Consider the following 20293-nt stretch of genomic DNA (forward strand, 5'->3'; position numbering starts at 1 on the left):
TATTTTATTTTAAATAACGCTGGACACGCTGTGCCAAGTAAGACAGTTTATACCAATTCTTCACCTGCAAGTGGAGTTCAAAATAGAGATATAGAATATGCGGAAGAAGTTTGGAACTTTTTTAAAGGACTTCAATAAAAACAGCACACAATAGCTAGAGTTTCGTTAGGCTTGGAAAGCCAACACCCGAGCCAACGGCGAACGGACGAAGTAATGAAACTCCTGTTGAACCCTTCGATAAACTCAGGACATGCTCACCTATTACATGTCCGTCCACTATTGGTTTTTCGTTATGATGTTATAAAGATTTAGAAGAGGATATAATTTCCTCTTTATTTTTTTGTAGTTCTCCTTGGTTTTTTATCTTGTTTTCCTGCACTTTGAGGCATAGATAGCCTTACCCTTAAATTAGTTTTTATAGGAACTTGAATTTTGGCTATCGCCAATAGACCACGCAGGCGGTCCTCGTTGATCAAAAAATGAAAATCGTATGCAAATGACTTCTACAAGCCATTGCATTTCCTATTGTAACTAAATCGATACTGTTGACAAAGGCATCGCTAAATCTAACGGGATTGTCAGTAGCGATAATGTCTTCTAGACTGCTCACTTGAAGCTGATTGCGTGATATTCCTTGCCCCGAAGTGTGGGGATGTTGCATGGTTAAAAATAAGAAAAATATGTTTTTCTTACAAGTAATTTTTATATTTGTTTGTGGATTGTGGAAGTTTTTTCACAGTCTGCCGTTAACAACAATAATATTTGGACGTTTAGTTTAAAAAAACTACTTTTGATAGTATCAAATGATATTATCAATGAAGCCCCCATATGACATTACTCCTAAGATTTTAAAATTAATCACTTCTATATCTGAAAAACTAGGAGAAGTGAATGCCAATTACCTCAGTAAACAATCACCTCAATTAAGAAAACAGAATAGAATTAAAACAATACATTCATCTTTACAAATTGAAGGCAATACATTAACAGAAGATCAAATCACAGCCTTAATTGAAAAAAAAAGGATTATTGGTCCTAAAAAAGATGTTTTAGAAGTATTAAATGCAATCAAAGTTTACGAAAAACTTGATGAATATAAATTCAATTCTGATAAATGCTTTTTAAAAGCTCACCTCCTACTAATGAATGGATTAATTGATAGTGCTGGAAAATACAGAACGAAAGGAGTTGGAATAGTTAAAGAAAATAAAGTTGAACATGTCGCTCCTCCTTTTGAAAATGTTCCTTTTCTTATGAAAGATTTATTTGACTATTTGAATGACTCAGAAGAAATAACATTAATTAAAAGTTGTGTTTTCCATTATGAAATGGAATTTATTCATCCCTTTTTAGATGGGAATGGAAGAATGGGAAGATTGTGGCAAACTTTAATATTAATGAACGATTATCCAATATTTGAGTTTTTGCCTTTTGAAACTCTGATTAGTCAAACACAAGATGAATATTATAAATCTCTTTCGCTTAGTGATAAAAATGGAAAATCAACATTCTTTATAGAATATATGCTTGATGTAATTAACAAATCTCTTGAGAACTTGCTTAGTTACAACAATAGAATTTTAAAAGATATCGATCGTTTAGAATACTTCATAAAGCTTGGAGCAAAAGAATTTACTCGTAAAGATTATATGAATACATTCAAAGATTTATCATCTGCAACAGCAAGTAGAGATTTGAAAAAAGGAATTGATTTACAATTACTTGAAAGTGTTGGAAATCTTAATAAAACAAAATATATTATAAAATAATTACTGTTGTTAAAAGCCGTTTTAAGAAATGGCGAGCTTCAGGATTTATTTGAAATAGCACAGGTTTTTAATTAAAGTTATAGTTATATTTGTTGTGGCTTGGTCTTGGTTCATCACCACTTCATGAAGTCGAGGCACGTTGTACGACACTTTCGAGCGACAGAAAACCGAAAAAATAATTGAGAATTTATCTCAGAATACCTAAACTAGAAGCAGTTACGCATTTAAAAATAATGATTCATGTTTATTGTTTATTTTATTTTTTTTATAATTTTATTTTATTTTTTTTATTTTTGTTTCAAATAATAACGTAACAAACACCGCTATGAAGACTAAAAATACTCTTTCAGTAATATTTTTGGGATATGGTTTGTTTATCTCTTTAACCGCTTATTCGCAACCAACTACCCTAGTGCTGCAGCCCGGATCATCAGAAGCATTTGATGTTTCGTACGGTAATAACCCCAATTTTTTGGCTGCTAATCCAATCTCTACTGACTTTGGTGCTGCACAATGGACTTGCGGTGGTGCGCCTTGCGAGTTGCGCTCTTTGATTAAGTTTAATTTGAATTCAATACCAACAAACGCTATAATTACCAGTGCAACCTTATCGCTTTATGCAAATCCTACACAGCTCAATGGAAATCCGGCAGCAGGTCCTACATTTGGTAATAATAACGCATCTTCTTTGTATCCAGTAACCACAAATTGGAATACTAGCACAGTTTCTTGGAATAATCAACCCTCCTTCACGAGTGTTAATGCTACCATTATCCCGCAAAGCATATCAACTTTTTATGATTACAATGCTCTAGATGTTACAGCAGCAGTGCAATCCATGGTCAGCAATCCAAGCTCAAATTTTGGTTGGATGTTAAGTATTAACACTCCAAATTTTTATAATAGCATGATTTTTTCTTCTGGCGATTACCCTGATGCCACAAAGCGTCCCAAGCTAACTATTACCTATGGCTTTAGCAATTGCAACACTTTGAATCCAGGTCCGGTAAACGGTATTGATATTTCCTATGGAAGTAATCCAAACTATTTGTCGCCCGACTCAATGAGTACAGACCTTGGTGCATCACAATGGACATGTGGAGGATCACCCTGCGAATCGCGATCATTGATTAAATTTGATTTATCTTCCTTTCCACAAAATTCTGTTTTGCAAAGCGCAACACTTTCTTTGTTTGCTAATCCTGCCCAGCTCACCGGTAATCCCGCAGCTGGTCCAACTCATGGAACCAATAACACCAGCGAACTTTTAAAAATTGTTTCTCCTTGGTCAATAAGCACCGTTAATTGGAATAACCAACCCAATGTGAGTAATTCCAATATTGTTACTTTACCGCAAAGCGTTACAAATTATGACGATTATTTGAATATTGATGTGACTGCAATTGCTCAGGAATGGATTAACAATCCTGGAAATAATTATGGGTGGATGTTAAAAACCCAAACTTCTGATTATTATAATTGTATGATTTTTGGCTCGAGTAATTTTCCAGATAGTGCCAAACGTCCTGCTTTAACGCTATGTTTTCAATCTCCTCTCAGCAATAACAGCAATGATCTTTCAGATGATAGGATAATGCTATTTCCAAATCCCGCTCAAACAGACTTACATTTAAGCCTTAATTCAAGTTACATTGGTAAGCTTACAATCAATATTATTAATTTAATGGGACAAGTTATTTACCATGAAAACATTGAAAAAAGCGCGTCTTCCTTTGAAACAAATTTTAATGTAAGTAGCTACAGCAAAGGCTTGTATCTTATTCAAGTGATTTCACCTACACAAATATTTAATAAACGTTTTTGTGTAAAATAACAATGGTCTTCATTTTTAATTGCTATTGGGCGACAGTTTCTATGTTGCTCCTGCATTTAGATTTATTGTTATCGCATTTGTATTTATTGCTACCTTGTTTATATTTATTTTAAGCTTAGAAAAAAATATAGTAACCGAAGAAAGAAAACTTGAAATTGGATGAATACAAACCGAATGCCTTACATCAATTCCTATGAAAAGCACTATAAAGTTATTTACAACTTTTGAGAAGATTATATCCAAGATAGCACGGATTTACACCCGAGCGTAGCGAACATAAGATGTAAACCCCGATACCGCTCGTTTCAACTCCATTTAAATTCAGTGCTACTACACCCAAATGATTAATACCATCATACGGTTCGAAAAACGTTGCCGTAATCATTGCCCGCAGAGACAACGGCGATGATACGCCACCAACTGTTTAAAAAAAATCTCCAGTAATTGATGCTTTTTTATGGTTTTTGCTACTATTTCCTCCTCGCAAAAATATTACTCATTATCGTTACAAAACTCACAATCGTAATGGTGCTTAATGGCATAATGATAGCAGCAACAATTGGCAGCAAGTTTCCTGTCACAGCATAAGTTAATCCTACCACATTATAAAGTAATGACAAGCCAAAACTCATATAAATAGTTCTCATAGCATTTTTAGAATAACCTAAAAAGAAATCGATATTTTCAAATTGACTGGCATCCAAAATACCATCGCAAGCAGGTGAAAAAACATTTACATTTTCGGAAATTGAAATCCCAACATTACTTTGTGCTAAGGCACCAGCATCGTTTAATCCGTCACCAATCATCATTACATTTTTACCTTCTTCTTGTAGTTTTTTAATGAATTCTAATTTTTGCTCTGGTTTTTGATTGAATACTAAAGTGGTGTTTTCTGGAAGCATTTTTTCTAAAATTTGGCGTTCTCCATCATTATCGCCTGATAATACTATTAAATTATAATTTTTAGCCAAATTTTCAAACAACTGCTCTAAACCTTTTCTATATTGATTATTGAAAACATAACTTCCTTTATAAACACCATTAATTTCAACATGCACTTTGGTTTTCTTATGGGTGTTTTCACTCATGTGTTGCAAGAATTGTGACGAACCTAATTTTATGGTACCTTCTTTAAATTCGGCATAAATTCCTTTTCCAATAATTTCCTCAAAACGAAGCGGTTCCATTTTTTCTTGAGCTGGAATAAAATCATACAACCTTCTGCTTAATGGATGATTTGAACCACGCAAAGCATTATTTAATAATTGCAGTTCAAAAACATTTAATGGGTCACCTTCATAGGTTATGGAAGTTTTTTTATTGGTTGTAATGGTGCCTGTTTTATCAAATACTATACTATCCACTTTGGCCAATTGCTCTATCACAATCGCATTCTTTAGATACAATTTTCGATTACCCATTATTCTCAAAACGTTGCCCATTGTAAATGGTGCTGTTAATGCCAAAGCACAAGGACACGCTACAATAAGAATGGCGGTAAAGACATTAAACGCTGTAGCAACATCAATAAAAACCCAATACAGAAAAGATACTACTGACAATAAAAGCAACGCTGGAGTAAAATAGCGACTGATTTTATCGGTAATGGATTTGTGCTTTTGCTCCACTCTTTTCTGGAAAACATCGTTGCTCCACAATTGGGTCAAATAACTTTGAGATACCGAAAACAGTACTTCCATCTCAATGACTTTGCCTATTTGTTTTCCGCCAGCAAAGATTTTATCGCCTGATTTTTTGGCAATAGGAACGGCTTCACCCGTTACGAAACTATAGTCAATGGATGCTTTTTGAGAAATAAGAATACCATCAACAGGAATTAATTCCTGATTTCGGATTAGCAATCGGTCGCCTTTTTTAATTTCGTAGACTTGCACCGCTTCTTCCTCTCCATTTGGTAAAACTTTGGTAATGGCAATAGGAAAATAGGATTTATAATCGCGTTCAAATGACAGAAAATCGTAGGTTTTTTGCTGGAATAGTTTGCCCAATAACATGAAGAATATCAAACCACACATGCTGTCAAAAAACCCTTGACCAAAATTAAAAGCGATATCTATAGTGCTTCTGATAAACATCACTACAATTCCTAATGCAATAGGGATTTCCATATTTAACATGCCTTGTTTTATACTTTTCCAAGCAGCAACATAATATCCAGAAGCCGAATAGATAAAAGCAGGCAAAGCCAAAACAAAAATAAGCCAACGAAAAAAATCACGGTATTGGTCAATCCAAAACTCGTTGACTTCAAAATATTCTGGGAATGATAGTAGCATGATATTTCCAAAACAGAAAAATGCTACACCTATTTTATAAATCAGTGAACGGTCTACTTTCTTTTTTCCCTCATCAAAATTTTCTAAGCTGATATAAGGTTCGTACCCTATAGAACAAAGCAGGGCTACAATTTCTTGAAGTGATGTTTTTTCGGGATTGTAGTTAATTCTAACTTTCTTTTCTGGGAAATTTACTTGTGAAGTGTTTATGCCTAGTTGCAATTTTTGTAGATTTTCCAAAATCCAAATACACGAACTACAATGTATATGAGGAATGTAAAGTGAAACAATATTTGTTTTATCTTCATTGAATTCCAAAAGTTTGTCAACAATACTTTCATTGGCTAAAAAATCATATTTACCCTTAATATCTTGTGGTGTTGCGCCTGGTGCAGACTGAAAATCGTAATAGCATGACAAGTCATTAGTGCTAAATATTTCATAAACGGTTTTACAACCATTACAACAAAAACGTTTATCATCAAAAACAATTTCGTCTTTAAGTACGATTTCGTTACCACAATGGAAACATTGTGATGTATTCATAATTTGCTCATTTTACCTTGCACAAAGATTGAACAATGGTTAAAATTAAAATATGATATTTGTCATGCTTTGAATATATTTGTAAAGCGAAAAATAATATTTCTGTTTAATGAGTAAATGTGAACAATGTATCGTCAGACAATTCAGTTCTCTCAAAGCTTTGGGAAAAGAAGAATTACTTAGAATGGCCGAATGCAAAACATCTTATACCATAAAAAAAGGGGAACCAATTTTTGAGGAAGGTGAAATTACAAATGGCATTTACTGTATTAAAGAAGGTATTTGCAAACTCTCTAAACTGAGTTCTAATGGCAAAGATCAAATTGTAAAACTAGTTAAGCCCGGCGATTTATTAGGACAACGTTCCATGATTAGTGAAGAACCAGCCAATTTGAGTGCGGTTGCTCTAGAAGATATGGAAGTTTGTTTTATTCCGAAAACTGAAATTATGCAGTTTTTCAGTCAAAATAATAATTTTTCAATGAATTTAATGAAAAGCATTTGTGGTGATTTGAAAGATGCTGATGACCAAATGGTTGACATGGCTCAGAAGAGTGTTAAAGAACGATTAGCAGGAACACTTATTTACTTAGAAGAAACTTTTGGTAACGATAAAGAAGGCTTACTAAGACTTCAACTTTCAAGAGAAGAATTAGCAGGAATGATTGGTACTGCTACTGAAAGTTGCATTCGTTTGCTTTCTGAATTGAACAAAAGTGGAGTAATTGAATTAATTGGCAAGCGGATTAAAATTGTCGACAAAATCAAGCTTCGACGCTTGGCTGATTAACTTATTTAATGTGGTAATTTATCTTTTAAAATACCATATAAAAATGTTCCAAAAAGAGCACCTATCAATATCAATCCAACACTCAAAAATCCAGAACCTAAGAGAATGAAAATTGGTCCTGGGCAAGCGCCTACCATTGCCCAACCAAGTCCGAATAGAATACCACCAATCCAATAACGGGTATTTCCTTTTTCTTTATCTTGTATATGAAAAGTGTTTCCGTTAAAATCCTTCCATTGCTTTCTTTTAATAATTTGAATACCAATTAATCCTGTGGCTATTGCCGTCATGATTATACCATACATGTGAAAAGATTGAAACTGAAACATTTCATAAATTCGGTACCAAGAAACAGCTTCAGTTTTGGTTAAAACAATTCCAAAAATAAAACCAACAATTATGTATTTTAGTAAATTCATGCTTTAGAAAATTAGAGGTAAAATAAAATGAGCCATAATCACTCCGCCAATAAAGAAACCAATCACCGCTTTTAAAGAAGTTAATTGCAAATTACTCATCCCAGCAATAGCGTGTCCCGAAGTACAACCACCAGCATAACGTGAACCAAAACCTATCAATATTCCGCCGATAATCAGGATGAAAATTATTTTGGGTGATTGGAATATTTCGCTTCCAAAAAGTGCATCAGGCAATAATTTTCCGTTTGGAGCATCAATTCCCATTATGGACAATTGTTCAATAGTTTTAGGATTTAAAGTAACATTGGAAGCATCACTTAAAAAATGAACAGCAACAAATCCGCCTAGCATAGCTCCAAAAACTACGGCAAGATTCCAACGTTGCGATTTCCAATCCCAATCAAAGAAAGGAACTTTACTTCCAACTCCAGTCATCGAACATAAGGAACGTAGATTAGATGACATACCAAATACTTTTCCAAAATAATTAAGCGAAAGCATAACCAGTCCAATTATAAATCCGGCAATCGCCCAGTGCCAAGTGTGTGTGATTAATTCCATGAATTAAATTATTTTTTACAAAAATAGAAATATAAACTAGTTTCTAACAATTAATATTTATTGAAAATAACGTAATTTTGAATATAAAATTAAGTTGAATTTAAGTGAACCATAAAAAATAAATTTAAAGTATTTTCAACATTAGCATGATTATTGCAAGATCAAAAAAAACATTTACCTTATGAAAAATACAATCAACTTATGCTATTTTGTTACTCTAATTTCTTTTTTTTCATCTTGTGTTAGTACAAAATCAACCCTGAAAAATGTGGATGACAATGCACCTATCCCAACACTATCAAAAGAGAATACTTTTATTTTTTCCGAATACAGTAAGGATAAAAAATATGGTTTTGACCCAGATTATCCTATCAATGTTTTTTATAAAAATACCAAAGACGAAAATCTGAATTCAGCGCGTTTTTTAAATGCATTGGCTGGGCCAAAAGGTGAAAAAATCACATTTACAAAACTAGAAAGTTGTTGCCCGTTTCCAACAAAAAGAACCGAAATGGGAGCTGGTTTTTTGGATGTATATGAATTGACTTGGGAAGGTCAATCTAAACCAATAAAATTATATCTAAATATTTATGAAAGAGGATATTTGTTTGTTCCTATGGGACTTTCTTTAAAAAAATAAGACCCTTTTACTAGTTATAATAAACTACATTTAATTTGTACCTTCGCACTTTAAAAATTTACACTCTATGAATCTAAATTTGATTCCACAAATAAAAAACATGGACAGCCAAAATTTCTTTGTACTTGCTGGTCCATGTGCCATTGAAGGCGAAGAAATGGCGATGAGAATTGCCGAAAAATTAGTTACTATTACTGATAAATTAGCTATTCCTTATGTGTTCAAAGGTTCCTTTAAAAAAGCAAATCGCTCCAGAATTGATAGTTTTTCAGGAATTGGAGATGAGAAAGCGTTAAAAATTTTACGTAAAGTTTCTGAAACGTTTCATGTTCCTACTGTTACTGATATTCATACCAACGAGGATGCTGATAAAGCGGCACAATATGTAGATGTATTGCAAATACCAGCTTTTTTAGTACGTCAAACCGATTTGGTTGTGGCAGCAGCCAATACAGGCAAAGTAGTTAACTTGAAAAAAGGTCAATTTATGAGTCCGGAAAGCATGAAACATGCCGTTCAAAAAGTGTTGGATTGCAATAATCAAAACGTAATGGTTACTGATAGAGGAACCATGTTTGGTTATCAAGACATGATTGTTGATTTTCGAGGGATTCCAACTATGCAACAGTATGCTACTACCGTTTTAGATGTTACCCATTCTTTACAACAACCCAATCAAACAACAGGTGTTACTGGTGGAAGACCCGATATGATTGAAACTATAGCCAAAGCAGGAATTGCAGTTGGTGTCGATGGCATCTTCATTGAAACCCATTTTAATCCAGCTCTTGCTAAAAGCGATGGTGCAAATATGCTTCATTTAGACTTTTTTGAAGGTTTAATGACTCGACTAGTAGCAATCAAACAAACCATAAACCAATTTTAATATTTATCCAATTTCATTTTGAAAAAAATAATTTTATTTTCAATTCTTTCTTTTATTGTAAGACCGCAAACTATTGTATCACAAGACACAATCTCTATAACACCTCATAAATTTACGGCACATAATAAAGGAAAAATGTATTTTTATTGGGGAGGTAATCGTGAGAGTTTTTCAAAATCGGATATTCATTTTAAAGGGCCAGATTATGATTTTACTTTATATAATGTAAATGCAGAAGACAAACCAATGGGTTGGCACATAAACTATATAAATCCAACCAAAATGACTATTCCAGAAACCAATTTTAGGTTAGGTTATTTTATTAATGATCATTATAATATTTCGGTTGGTTTTGATCATATGAAGTATGTAATGGTACAAAATCAAAAAGTTGAAATTGGTGGCGCAATCGGGGAATCTTATCCAAATTATACTGGAATTTATTTACCTTCAGGAAATCATACTATAGATTTGAATGATGGTAATTTTTTACAATTTGAACACACTGATGGTTTGAATTACGTAAATACAGAATTTTGTCGTGTTGATGATATTTCTCAGCTTTTCAAAATAAAAAACACAGATAAATTTCAGTTGAATATCACTGAAGGATTAGGAGCTGGTTTGCTGTATCCAAAAACAAATGCAAAATTACTAGAAAAAGAAAGACATGACGATTTTCATGTTTCAGGATATGGTGTTTCTGCAAAAGTGGGTCTGAACTTTACCTTTTTCAAATACTTTTTTGTTCAAACTGAACTAAAAGGAGGTTATATCGACATGGATGATATTAGAACTACCAGCAGTTCCTCGGATACTGCTTCACAACATTTTTTCTTTCTTCAAAGAATTATAACTTTTGGAGGGATATTTAAAGTATAAATTTTTTTATTAACTTTAAAGTCTTAAAATTTAAATATGAAATTGCCATTAACAAGCAGTTTGCGTAAGCAAACACCAATGAAGATTGAGCGATTACTCCCGATAACTATCGGGAGACCTTAAAAAAACAAATATTATTAATATATGAAAAAAATTATTTTATTACTAGTAGCATTTTGCTTTTCCATCTGCGGTTACTCTCAACTTGCCCTTGAAGGGTTTGAATCAACAACAGGACCAGATGCATTACCAAGTACAAACTGGACATTAGGAACTGGTAATTGGGCCGTTTTTGATAATGCTATTGGAACAACACAACGCTGGGGAATTAATAACACAGTAGCAACCCCTCCAATAGTTTTTCAAGGGGCAAATGCTGCCTATATTAATAGGGAAACCATGAACATTGGAGATGTCTCAGAAGATTTCTTGGCAACACCTTTGGTTAACATTCCTGTTAATGGACAATTGCATTTTTTTACACGTTCCTTTGCAGCTGGAAATCAAGGCACGGTTTATCAGATAAGAGTTGCACCTGCTTCAGCTTCACAAACTAATCCTGCGGCTTATACTGTAATACAACAATGGACCGAAGCTGATTTGACAACTACTTTCAATATTTACGAAGAAAAAGTAGTTAATTTTCCGGCCATTTACCAAAACCAACAAGTCTATATTTCCTTTGTTAAGGTTCATAACCAACAAGTAGCAGGAGTAAATGGTGCTGGTGACCGATGGCTAATAGATAATGTTAAAGTTGTTCAACAATGTTTAGATCCAACAGCACTTACTGCCAATGGAATAACTCAAACTTCAGCCAATTTAAGCTGGGGAAATCCAAGTGGTGCGACTTCGTGGGAAATAGAAGTTATTCCAGCAGCAGGTACTCCATCAGGAACTGGAATAGTTTATAATGGAACTTTACCCTACACGGCTACTACTACATCAACAGGAACTTTATTTACACCTTCTACTGGCTATAAATACTATGTGAGAGCTTTATGTAGTTCTGGAGCAAATAGTTTATGGATTGGCCCTTTCCCCTTTTCAACAACTTCACCTGGATTTAGCTGTTCAGCTCCAATTGTAATAGGAACATTACCTTATAGTACAACAGATAACACAGCAAATTATTCAGATAATACTACAATTGAAGGTAGTCCAGGAGCAACTGGTTGTGGTTCTGCAAATAGTTATTTAAATGGTAATGATGTTGTCTATTCTTATACTGCCACAACAAATGGTGTCATCAATGTTACCATGACACCTACAGCAACCTTTTCTGGAATATTTGTATATAACAGCTGTGCCAATATTGGTGTTAGTTGTATTGCTGGTGTAGCAAATTCTGCCACAACAGTGAGAACATTCGATTTAACTGTAACTGCTGGAACTACCTATTATATAGTAATTTCTACATGGGCAACACCACAAACAACAGCTTATACACTAACTTTACAAAGTGTTAATTGCACTCCACCAACAACCTTGAGTGCTTCTAATATTGGACAAAATAGTGCTCAATTATCTTGGGCAAATCCGGGAGGCGCTAGCTCTTGGCAAGTAGCTGTTCAAACTGCTGGTTCTCCAATTCCATCTGGTTCTGGAGTAACTGCAAATACCAATACAAATTTCCCTGTATCAGGTTTAACTGCTGCAACAAATTATCAATATTATGTTAGAGCCAATTGTGGAGATGGAACATTTAGTGCTTGGACTGGGCCATTTTTATTCTCAACAAGTATTTGTGATGTTGCACAGCAATGTTCTTATTCTTTTGTAATGAGAGACACTTTTGGAGATGGTTGGAATGGTGGTACTTTTCAAGTAAGACAAAACGGAATCGTTGTGGCTACCCTTACCGGTCCTACAGCAGCAGATGGACAAAATCCAGTTACAGTGACTGTTGCCATGTGTAATAATACTCCTTTTGATTTATTTTGGAATGTTGCTGGAACTTTCCCAGGAGAAATTGGCGTTACGGTTATTAATTCGTTTGGACAAACAATATTTGTTAAAGCACCCGGAAGCGGTACAGCAGGAACCGTGTTATATAATGGAAATGTAAATTGTTTAGTACCTGAGTGTCTAGCTCCTACTGCTTTAACAGCCACAAACATTTCTGAAACTGGCGCTTTATTGGGATGGACTACTTCTGGACCTGAAACTTCTTGGCAAGTATTAGTACAAGCAGCTGGCTTACCAGCACCAACATCAACTTCAACAGGTTGGATTGTTGCTACTACAAACCCATTTAACTATACAGGGTTAACTTCGGGAACATCGTATGATTTTTATGTAAGACCGGTATGTTCTACAACAAATATTGGAGCATGGAGTATTGTCAAAAATTTCAATACATCCGTTTGTTCTTTAGCCAATCAATGTAACTATACATTTACAATGACAGATTCTTTTGGAGACGGTTGGAATGGTGGTACTATGCAAGTGCGACAAAATGGGGTTGTAATAGCTACTTTAACAGGGCCTACAGCTGCACAAGGCATAACAGCAGTTTCAGTACTTGTTCCCCTTTGTCATGGTATTCCTTTTGAGCTATTTTGGAATAATGGAGGTCAATTTCCAGGAGAAATGGGTATTAGTATAATAGAGGCACTAGCGCCTCAAAGTACAATTTACACAAAACCTCCAGGAACTGGAACTGCAAACACATTACTTTTTAGTGGAATTGTAGAATGTTTTCCTGCTTCTTGTCCTAAACCAAATACAATAACAACAACCAGTATAACACAAACTTCCGCGTCTATTGGGTGGACTGAAGCTGGAACTGCTACTCAATGGGAAGTTTTAATTTTACCTGTTGGTTCTCCTACGCCACTTGCTACAGCTATTGGAATATTAACGAGTTTAAATCCTTACCCTGCAATAGGATTAACTGCTGCCACCGGTTATGATGTATATGTAAGAGCCATATGTAGTGCATCAGATAAAAGTTATTGGTCAAACAAAAGAACTTTCTATACCCTCATAGCTAACGATGAATGTGTTAACGCAACTGTTGTTCCTGTTAATCCTTCTATTGAGTGTGTACAAACAGTTTCGGGTAGTTTAATTGGGGCAACAGCATCTCCTCAAGCAAACACTTGTAATGGAACTGACGATGATGATGTTTGGTTTCAATTTACTGCAACTTCCACTTCTCATTCCGTTACTTTAAGCAATGTTTTGGGAAGTACAACTGATTTATTTCACGTCTTATATAGTGGTAATTGTAGTAGTTTAAATCAACTTTATTGTAGTGATAATAATCAGAGTATTGCCAATAATTTAGTGATTGGTCAAACCTATTTTATTAGAGTCTATTCATGGACAGCAACTCCAGGGCAAACCACAACATTTAATGTATGTATAGGAACCATTCCACCTCCTATTTCAACAAATAATACACAATACACTACGATTCAATTAGTAGAAGATGTCTTTTTAAATTCCACTTGTGCCAGCGTTACGAATGTAACTTCCTCTACAGGAACTAACTTTGGTTCGACAAATGGTATTGCCTATTTCAATCAAAATGGATCAGGTTTCCCTTTTTCTGAAGGAATCGTTTTAACTACTGGTAATGCAATGAGTGCACCTGGACCAAATACAACTACCCTAGGAGACGGAGTAGATCTGTGGCCAGGAGATGCTGATCTTGAATCTATTATTTTAGCATCAACAGGAAATCCTATGAATTCAAGAAATGCGACCAAATTAGAGTTTGACTTTGTGCCCTTAGTCAATACCATTAATTTTAATTTTGTGTTTGCTTCAGAAGAATATGGTACATTCCAATGTGCATTCTCCGATGCTTTTGCCTTTTTATTAACTGATATTTCAACTGGAATAACAACAAATTTAGCAGTTATTCCAAACACCACTACACCTGTTTCAGTGGTTACAATCAGGGATTCTCAATATAACAATAATTGTATCTCAGTTAATCCAGATTATTTTGATGCTTTTTATGGATTTGGAGGATTAGATCCAATAGGTTCACCAACTAATTTTAACGGTATTACTGTACCGCTTACTGCAACCGCTACAGTTATACCGGGAAATCAATACCATATTAAACTAGTCATAGCAGACCGTTTGGATAATAATTTTGACTCTGCCGTTTTTCTTGAAGGTGGAAGTTTGGATATTGGTACGATTGAATTAGGAGATGATTTTTTACAAGCCAACAATACGGCATTGTGTAATGGAAAAAATTATACCATCACGTCTGGTTTAAGTCCGAGTATTTACACATTTACATGGTCAAATGGTAACAATCCAATACCAAATGAAACAGGACCAAACTTAACAATCAGCCAAGCAGGTATTTATAGTGTTACTGTGCAAAGTATAGGTACAACTTGTACTTCAAGTGACACTATCACAATTGAATATTATGACCCCATTGTACCGGGGACACCTAATGATTTAATTCTTTGTAATAGTACTGGATTTGCGGAATTTGATTTATCACAAAATAATGCAGCTGCTTTAGGCGGTTTAAATGCTGCAAGTTATAATGTTAGCTATTATGCGAATAATTCAGACGCTGTTGCATCTATAAACGCATTACCGCTTTTATATACCAATACAACTGCAAATACACAAATTATTTATGCTAGAATAGAAAAAAATAGTACAGATTGTTTTGAAATCAGAACATTTAATTTAATTGTAAATCCATTGGTAACTCCTTTATTCTCAATACCAGGAACTATTTGTAATGGAGATATTGCGCCTACTTTACCATTAACTTCACAAAATGGTATTACAGGAACATGGTCACCATCAGTAGTTGATAATACTCAAACCTTGACTTATACATTCACTCCTAATCCAGGACAATGTGCAGCAACTATTCCTTTAGTTATAACAGTTAATCAGGCTTGTTCATTTGGAAGTTTTGCGAGTGCTGTTTGGTTAACCAATTGCGCTGATAATAATTTCTTTAACACAGTTGGTTCTGGTACTTCCATAATAGGACCTGTTCAAAATATTTTTCCAAATAATGACTTTGGAACTTATATTTCAAATTCAAATACTTTCAAACTGAGAGGTGCAGAACTAAAAACATTCAAAACAGCAACTGCCAATGTATGTAGTGCACGATTGAATTATAGAATCTATCCACAATCAGGTACTCCTGGTGGATTTACCGTTTTAAATTTACCTTTCTTTGATAATTGTGTTAGTGGCTCTTTCCCTAGTGGTGGACCTTGTAACCCTGGCGATCAAAAATGGCAAAAAGTATTAAGTGATACTGAGTTTCCAGTAGATTTGACTGCTTTTCCTCCAGGAAATTATGTGATTGAAGTATTTTATGATATTACTGGTGATGTTAATTCAACTACACAATGTGATGATACCATTTTAATCAATAATAATGGAGCCAATTTTATAGCTACTTATACTTTACAAAATAACCCAACCTATACTTTTTCTAATCCAACAATTTGTGGCGCTTCAGATGGTACTATCACTATTGAAAATTTAGCACCTGATACAGTTTTTAGTCTAACATATACTGATGATTCTACTACTATTGGTCCAATAATTATAAATTCAAATGCCACAGGACAAGCTACTTTGAGTGGTTTAAATGCTGGTGTTTATGCGAATTTTAATTATACTGTAAATAGTTGTTCATTTTCAACCGCTACAGTAATTACCTTGACTCAACAACCTGTAACACCAACATTCAATACTCCTGCACCAATATGTTCAGGAGATACGTTGAATGCACTACCTACTGTTTCTAATGAAGGAATTAGTGGTACATGGAGTCCTGCATTAAATAATCTTTCTACTACTACGTATACTTTTACTCCGAATACCATTAATCCATCACCGAATAATTTAATAGTTAATGGAGATTTTTCACAAGGAAATACTGCCTTTAGCACAGATTACCAATATATAACAAATGCAGGTGTGAATGGTGTTCAAAAAGCATATGGGATAGTTACTGCTGCCAACTCATGGTTCCAATTTTTTCCTGCATGTACAAGTAATGCTCCCTCTGGAGGAAATATGATGGTTATTGACGGTTCAACTTCAAATGGGGGTAATGATAAAGTTTGGGGACAAACTGTAGCAGTACAGCCAAATCAAACCTATACTTTCAGTTATTGGTTGCAAACTATTGCCATGCCAAATCCAGCTGTAATTGAAGTTACCATTAATGGTATTTCTTTAGGAATTATTACTGCTCCTCTATCCAATTGTTTAACTAATCAATATAATTATACTTGGAATTCTGGTAGCAATACAACAGCACAGATTGCTATTTATGATAGAATAACGCCTTCAAGTGGAAATGATTTCTCTTTGGATGATATTTCATTTGTTGCTAATATTAGTAATCCATGTGCAACTACGACTACTTTAACTATAACTGTTAACCAACCAACTCCTGCTACCTTTAGTACTATACCAGCCATATGTTCTGGTGGGATTGCACCTTCATTACCAGTGACTTCTCTTGAAGGGTTTACAGGAAGTTGGGTGCCAAGCATTGTTGATAATACACAAACATTGCCTTATACTTTTACTCCAACTCCTGGTCAATGTGCTGCTTCAGGAAATGTTAGTGTAACGGTTACGCCAAATGTTACTCCTGTTTTTGCAATAGGAACATCCATAACTGCCTGTGCTGGTGTTTCTCTTCAAGTTTTATTACCGACAATTTCAGATAATGGCATAACAGGAACTTGGAATCCTTCAACTTTAGATTATTCAATTATTGGCACTACCGTTTATACGTTTACTCCAACAACAGGATTGTGTGCAACCACAACAACTTTAACTGCAGTAATAAATCCAAATACCACACCAACATTTACTCAAGTGCCACCTATTTGTTCTGGCAGACCATTAAATCCTTTACCAACAAGTTCTATTGAGGGAATTACGGGAACATGGTCACCTGCACTTAATAATTTAGCTACAACAACCTATACGTTCACTCCAACTGCTGGTTTGTGTGCTTTTTCAACCACTATGGTTATAACAGTTAACCCCAATATTACTCCAACGTTTACAGCTATTCCTCCATTGTGTGTTGGTGAAACTGCACCTTCACTTCCTATTACATCCATTGAAGGAATTACAGGAAATTGGTCTCCAACATCGATTGATAATACTATTTCAGGTATTTATACATTTACACCTGGTATTAATGAGTGTGCAACTATTGGAAGTCTTTCTGTTACCGTTCAGGATGGATTTGATTTTGTAATCGAAGGAAGTTGTGTAAATAATGATTTCATTCTTGAAGTAAAAGTTTTAAATAACAGTTTTGATATCGATACTGCTGATTTTGAATGGTTCAATAGTAGTCTACTATCGGTTGGAAACAACTCAAGCACTTTTAATGTTACTGATTATTTAAACTCAACTACAGCAATTGAAGTTTTGCCTCTTACTTTTTCAGCAGGAGTTAGCACTGCAACTGGTTGTTATAAAATCAAACCAATAACCTTAGAAAGAATTATATGTGGTATTCAAAAAGGAATTTCTTCAAATAATGATGGTGATAATGAGTTTTTTGATTTACAATTGTTCTATGTAAAACATTTGAGTATCTTCAATAGAAGTGGTTTGAAAGTTTATAGTAAGTCCAATTACACCAATGAATGGATTGGTCAATCTGATAATGGTGATCAATTACCGGATGGTACGTACTACTATGTGATTGATTTTAATGATAATTTGCCTGCAAAAACGGGTTGGATTTATAAAATCTCTGAAAAATAAAAGTAAAAGCGTCCCGAAAATCGGGACGTATTTTTTTAGTATAACTTTATTGCCTCTTGAATAACCGAAATTAACACAGTATTATCAATAGTTTCTAAAGAAAAATAGCGAAGTGATTTATAGGTATTTCTTTTGTCACCATTTAAGAATTCGAGATTATTTTTTAACTGAAAACCTTTATTAAAAGCAACATCTACATATTTCCCTTTATGACTGACATTTAAAAAGCAAAATGGTTTATTATTCAGATAAAAAAAAGGTATTTTCCATTTAAATTCCAATACAACATCAGGCAAAGTTTGTTCTATAACAGCAATAATGTGCAAAAGCATATCGCGATACTTTTCGGGTTGATTTAATATGTATAAATCCTGAGGTTTCATTAGTCAATTCCATATTGGTCAAACAAATACACTAACGAAGCCATGGTTGCTGCACCCAATTCTAATTCTCTTTTATTCACGGCATCAAAGGTATCATTTGCCGCATGATGGTAATCAAAATAGCGTTGTGAGTCAGGTTTCAATCCAGCTTTAACTATTTTTCCCGATGTTAGAGGATTGATGTCTGAACCTGTTCCGCCTTTGACAAAACTATGAATCAAATAGGGTTCAAATAAGTACTTCCAACTGTTTACTTTTTGAAAATTTGCCTCATCACATTCAAAAGAAAATCCTCTTGGTGAAAAGCCACCTGAGTCGCTCTCAAGTGCAAATATGTGATTTTCAGCATTCGTTTTGGATAATTCTTCATATTTATTTGCACCCCTTCCACCATTTTCTTCATTCATAAAAAGCACTACTCTAATCGTGTTTTTAGGTTTGTAATTTAATTTTTTGAAGATTTCCAACACACTCATACTTTGTACGCAACCCGCACCGTCATCGTGAGAACCATCGGCTAAGTCCCATGAATCTAAATGACCTCCAACTAACATGATTTTTTCAGGATGTTCTGAACCGGTTATTTCTCCAACAACATTATAGGAAAGTACATCCTCCAATTGCTGACACGACTGCTTCATAAAAAATTGTAATCGACTGTTTTTTTTTAGTTTCTTACTTAATAATGTAGCTCCATTTGTACTGATAGCGGCTGTTGGTATGTATTGCTCTTTGGGCAAATCGCCATAACTTTGAGCGCCAGTATGTGGAAAATCGTCTTGTCTTAAATTCAAAGAACGAACTATAGTAGCCACTGCACCATACTTTGCAGCTTCTCGCGCACCAGATCTTCTTTGATCACCACATCTGCCATAGGAAACAAATGTCTCAATGTTTTCGGGTTCCATTGGTCGGTTATAAAAAACAATTTTACCTTTGATTTTAGCAATGCCGAGAGTTTCAAGTTCTTTAATGCTTTGCACTTCGATAACCTCAGCTGTAATCCCATTTTTAGGTGTAGCAATCGAACCACCAAGGGCACAGATAGGAACTATGGTTTTTGTTTTATTATCCAATATATAAGCCGTTTCTTTTTCACCTCTCACCCATTTTGGCACCATCACTTCTTGAAGATATACTTTATCTAAACCTAAAGTCTCTAATTGTTGTTTTGTATAAGCTACTCCTTTTGCTGCACCTTCTGAACCAGATAATCGAGAACCAACTTTATTGGATAAATCATCCAGCAAGGAATAACAGGTAGATTTAGTTAACGAAAATGTATAAATATCGGAAAGCATTTTTTTATCGTTGCTTTGGGCGTAAATAATAGTGGTAAAAAGTAATGGTAATAGTGCGATTTTTTTCATAATTATAGTTAGTTTTTTAGTAAATTCAAATCCCAATTTTTTGTATAATCATACCAAAGTTGACCATCAGAAACGGTCAACGGACAATCAAAATTATTGGTATACAAACTTCCTGTTCCTAAACCTTGAGCCAATAAATTATTTTGTAAAAAAGT

At 34.3% G+C, this 20293-nt stretch carries 13 protein-coding genes; 7 read left to right on the forward strand and 6 right to left on the reverse strand.

The features are described from left to right. Positions 1 to 472 precede the first annotated feature (472 nt). Positions 473 to 661 (reverse strand): hypothetical protein, encoded by a 189-nt coding sequence (locus tag ACK5ON_RS03785; RefSeq protein WP_409820021.1) that lies wholly within the window; start codon positions 659 to 661, stop codon positions 473 to 475. Between the two features lie 154 nt (positions 662 to 815). Between ACK5ON_RS03785 and ACK5ON_RS03790 the strand changes: the two genes are divergently transcribed. Next, entirely contained in the window at positions 816 to 1769 is a 954-nt protein-coding gene (locus tag ACK5ON_RS03790) for a Fic family protein (RefSeq protein WP_396175624.1), read from the forward strand. Positions 1770 to 2094: 325 nt separating this feature from the next. Next, positions 2095 to 3603: a DNRLRE domain-containing protein gene (locus ACK5ON_RS03795; RefSeq protein ID WP_409820024.1), complete on the forward strand. Its 1509-nt coding sequence runs from the start codon at positions 2095 to 2097 to the stop codon at positions 3601 to 3603. Positions 3604 to 4073: 470 nt separating this feature from the next. Here the strand turns inward: ACK5ON_RS03795 and ACK5ON_RS03800 are convergent, their stop codons facing one another. Beyond that, on the reverse strand, positions 4074 to 6449 hold the full coding sequence (locus ACK5ON_RS03800) for a heavy metal translocating P-type ATPase (RefSeq protein WP_409820026.1): 2376 nt from the start codon (positions 6447 to 6449) through the stop codon (positions 4074 to 4076). A 109-nt stretch (positions 6450 to 6558) separates the two neighbouring features. Between ACK5ON_RS03800 and ACK5ON_RS03805 the strand changes: the two genes are divergently transcribed. Next, entirely contained in the window at positions 6559 to 7239 is a 681-nt protein-coding gene (locus ACK5ON_RS03805) for a Crp/Fnr family transcriptional regulator (RefSeq protein ID WP_409820028.1), read from the forward strand. A 5-nt stretch (positions 7240 to 7244) separates the two neighbouring features. Here ACK5ON_RS03805 and ACK5ON_RS03810 read toward each other — a convergent pair whose 3' ends face one another. Next, the gene (locus tag ACK5ON_RS03810) at positions 7245 to 7658 is read right to left on the reverse strand and encodes a DUF6691 family protein (RefSeq protein WP_396175632.1); all 414 of its coding nucleotides are present in this window, start codon (positions 7656 to 7658) and stop codon (positions 7245 to 7247) included. Between the two features lie 3 nt (positions 7659 to 7661). Beyond that, the gene (locus ACK5ON_RS03815) at positions 7662 to 8219 is read right to left on the reverse strand and encodes a YeeE/YedE family protein (RefSeq protein ID WP_409820029.1); all 558 of its coding nucleotides are present in this window, start codon (positions 8217 to 8219) and stop codon (positions 7662 to 7664) included. Between the two features lie 181 nt (positions 8220 to 8400). Here ACK5ON_RS03815 and ACK5ON_RS03820 point away from each other — a divergent pair, with 181 nt between their 5' ends. From ACK5ON_RS03820 to ACK5ON_RS03835, 4 genes are all read left to right on the forward strand, one after another. Continuing rightward, positions 8401 to 8859 carry a 2-dehydro-3-deoxyphosphooctonate aldolase gene (locus ACK5ON_RS03820; protein ID WP_409820031.1) on the forward strand — a complete coding sequence of 153 codons (459 nt, stop codon included), beginning with the start codon at positions 8401 to 8403 and terminating at the stop codon, positions 8857 to 8859. Between the two features lie 67 nt (positions 8860 to 8926). After that, positions 8927 to 9745, forward strand: a complete 819-nt coding sequence (gene kdsA, locus ACK5ON_RS03825; protein WP_396175638.1) for a 3-deoxy-8-phosphooctulonate synthase — start codon at positions 8927 to 8929, stop codon at positions 9743 to 9745. Between the two features lie 18 nt (positions 9746 to 9763). Next, the gene (locus ACK5ON_RS03830) at positions 9764 to 10627 is read left to right on the forward strand and encodes a hypothetical protein (RefSeq protein WP_409820033.1); all 864 of its coding nucleotides are present in this window, start codon (positions 9764 to 9766) and stop codon (positions 10625 to 10627) included. Positions 10628 to 10771: 144 nt separating this feature from the next. After that, positions 10772 to 18385, forward strand: coding sequence for a choice-of-anchor L domain-containing protein (locus ACK5ON_RS03835; RefSeq protein ID WP_409820036.1), 7614 nt, complete (start codon positions 10772 to 10774; stop codon positions 18383 to 18385). Between the two features lie 35 nt (positions 18386 to 18420). On the opposite strand, the gene ACK5ON_RS03840 is transcribed toward ACK5ON_RS03835, so the two are convergent. After that, entirely contained in the window at positions 18421 to 18768 is a 348-nt protein-coding gene (locus tag ACK5ON_RS03840) for a DUF1801 domain-containing protein (RefSeq protein ID WP_409820038.1), read from the reverse strand. Continuing rightward, complete coding sequence (locus ACK5ON_RS03845; RefSeq protein WP_409820040.1) at positions 18768 to 20138, reverse strand: M28 family peptidase; 1371 nt, start codon at positions 20136 to 20138, stop codon at positions 18768 to 18770. The genes ACK5ON_RS03840 and ACK5ON_RS03845 overlap by 1 nt, the downstream gene beginning before the upstream one ends. Positions 20139 to 20293 lie beyond the last annotated feature (155 nt).

This window comes from Flavobacterium sp. (assembly GCF_046317795.1).
In the GTDB taxonomy this organism is placed as follows: Bacteria; Bacteroidota; Bacteroidia; order Flavobacteriales; family Flavobacteriaceae; genus Flavobacterium.

Bases quoted from the DNA above. Each gene is read 5' to 3' on its own strand.
- ACK5ON_RS03820 (WP_409820031.1), top strand. From the start codon at position 8,401: ATGAAAAATACAATCAACTTATGCTATTTTGTTACTCTAATTTCTTTT.
- ACK5ON_RS03845 (WP_409820040.1), bottom strand. From the start codon at position 20,138: ATGAAAAAAATCGCACTATTACCATTACTTTTTACCACTATTATTTAC.
- kdsA (WP_396175638.1), top strand. From the start codon at position 8,927: ATGAATCTAAATTTGATTCCACAAATAAAAAACATGGACAGCCAAAAT.
- ACK5ON_RS03800 (WP_409820026.1), bottom strand. From the start codon at position 6,449: ATGAATACATCACAATGTTTCCATTGTGGTAACGAAATCGTACTTAAA.
- ACK5ON_RS03805 (WP_409820028.1), top strand. From the start codon at position 6,559: ATGAGTAAATGTGAACAATGTATCGTCAGACAATTCAGTTCTCTCAAA.
- ACK5ON_RS03840 (WP_409820038.1), bottom strand. From the start codon at position 18,768: ATGAAACCTCAGGATTTATACATATTAAATCAACCCGAAAAGTATCGC.
- ACK5ON_RS03835 (WP_409820036.1), top strand. From the start codon at position 10,772: ATGAAAAAAATTATTTTATTACTAGTAGCATTTTGCTTTTCCATCTGC.
- ACK5ON_RS03815 (WP_409820029.1), bottom strand. From the start codon at position 8,219: ATGGAATTAATCACACACACTTGGCACTGGGCGATTGCCGGATTTATA.
- ACK5ON_RS03785 (WP_409820021.1), bottom strand. From the start codon at position 661: ATGCAACATCCCCACACTTCGGGGCAAGGAATATCACGCAATCAGCTT.
- ACK5ON_RS03810 (WP_396175632.1), bottom strand. From the start codon at position 7,658: ATGAATTTACTAAAATACATAATTGTTGGTTTTATTTTTGGAATTGTT.
- ACK5ON_RS03795 (WP_409820024.1), top strand. From the start codon at position 2,095: ATGAAGACTAAAAATACTCTTTCAGTAATATTTTTGGGATATGGTTTG.
- ACK5ON_RS03790 (WP_396175624.1), top strand. From the start codon at position 816: ATGAAGCCCCCATATGACATTACTCCTAAGATTTTAAAATTAATCACT.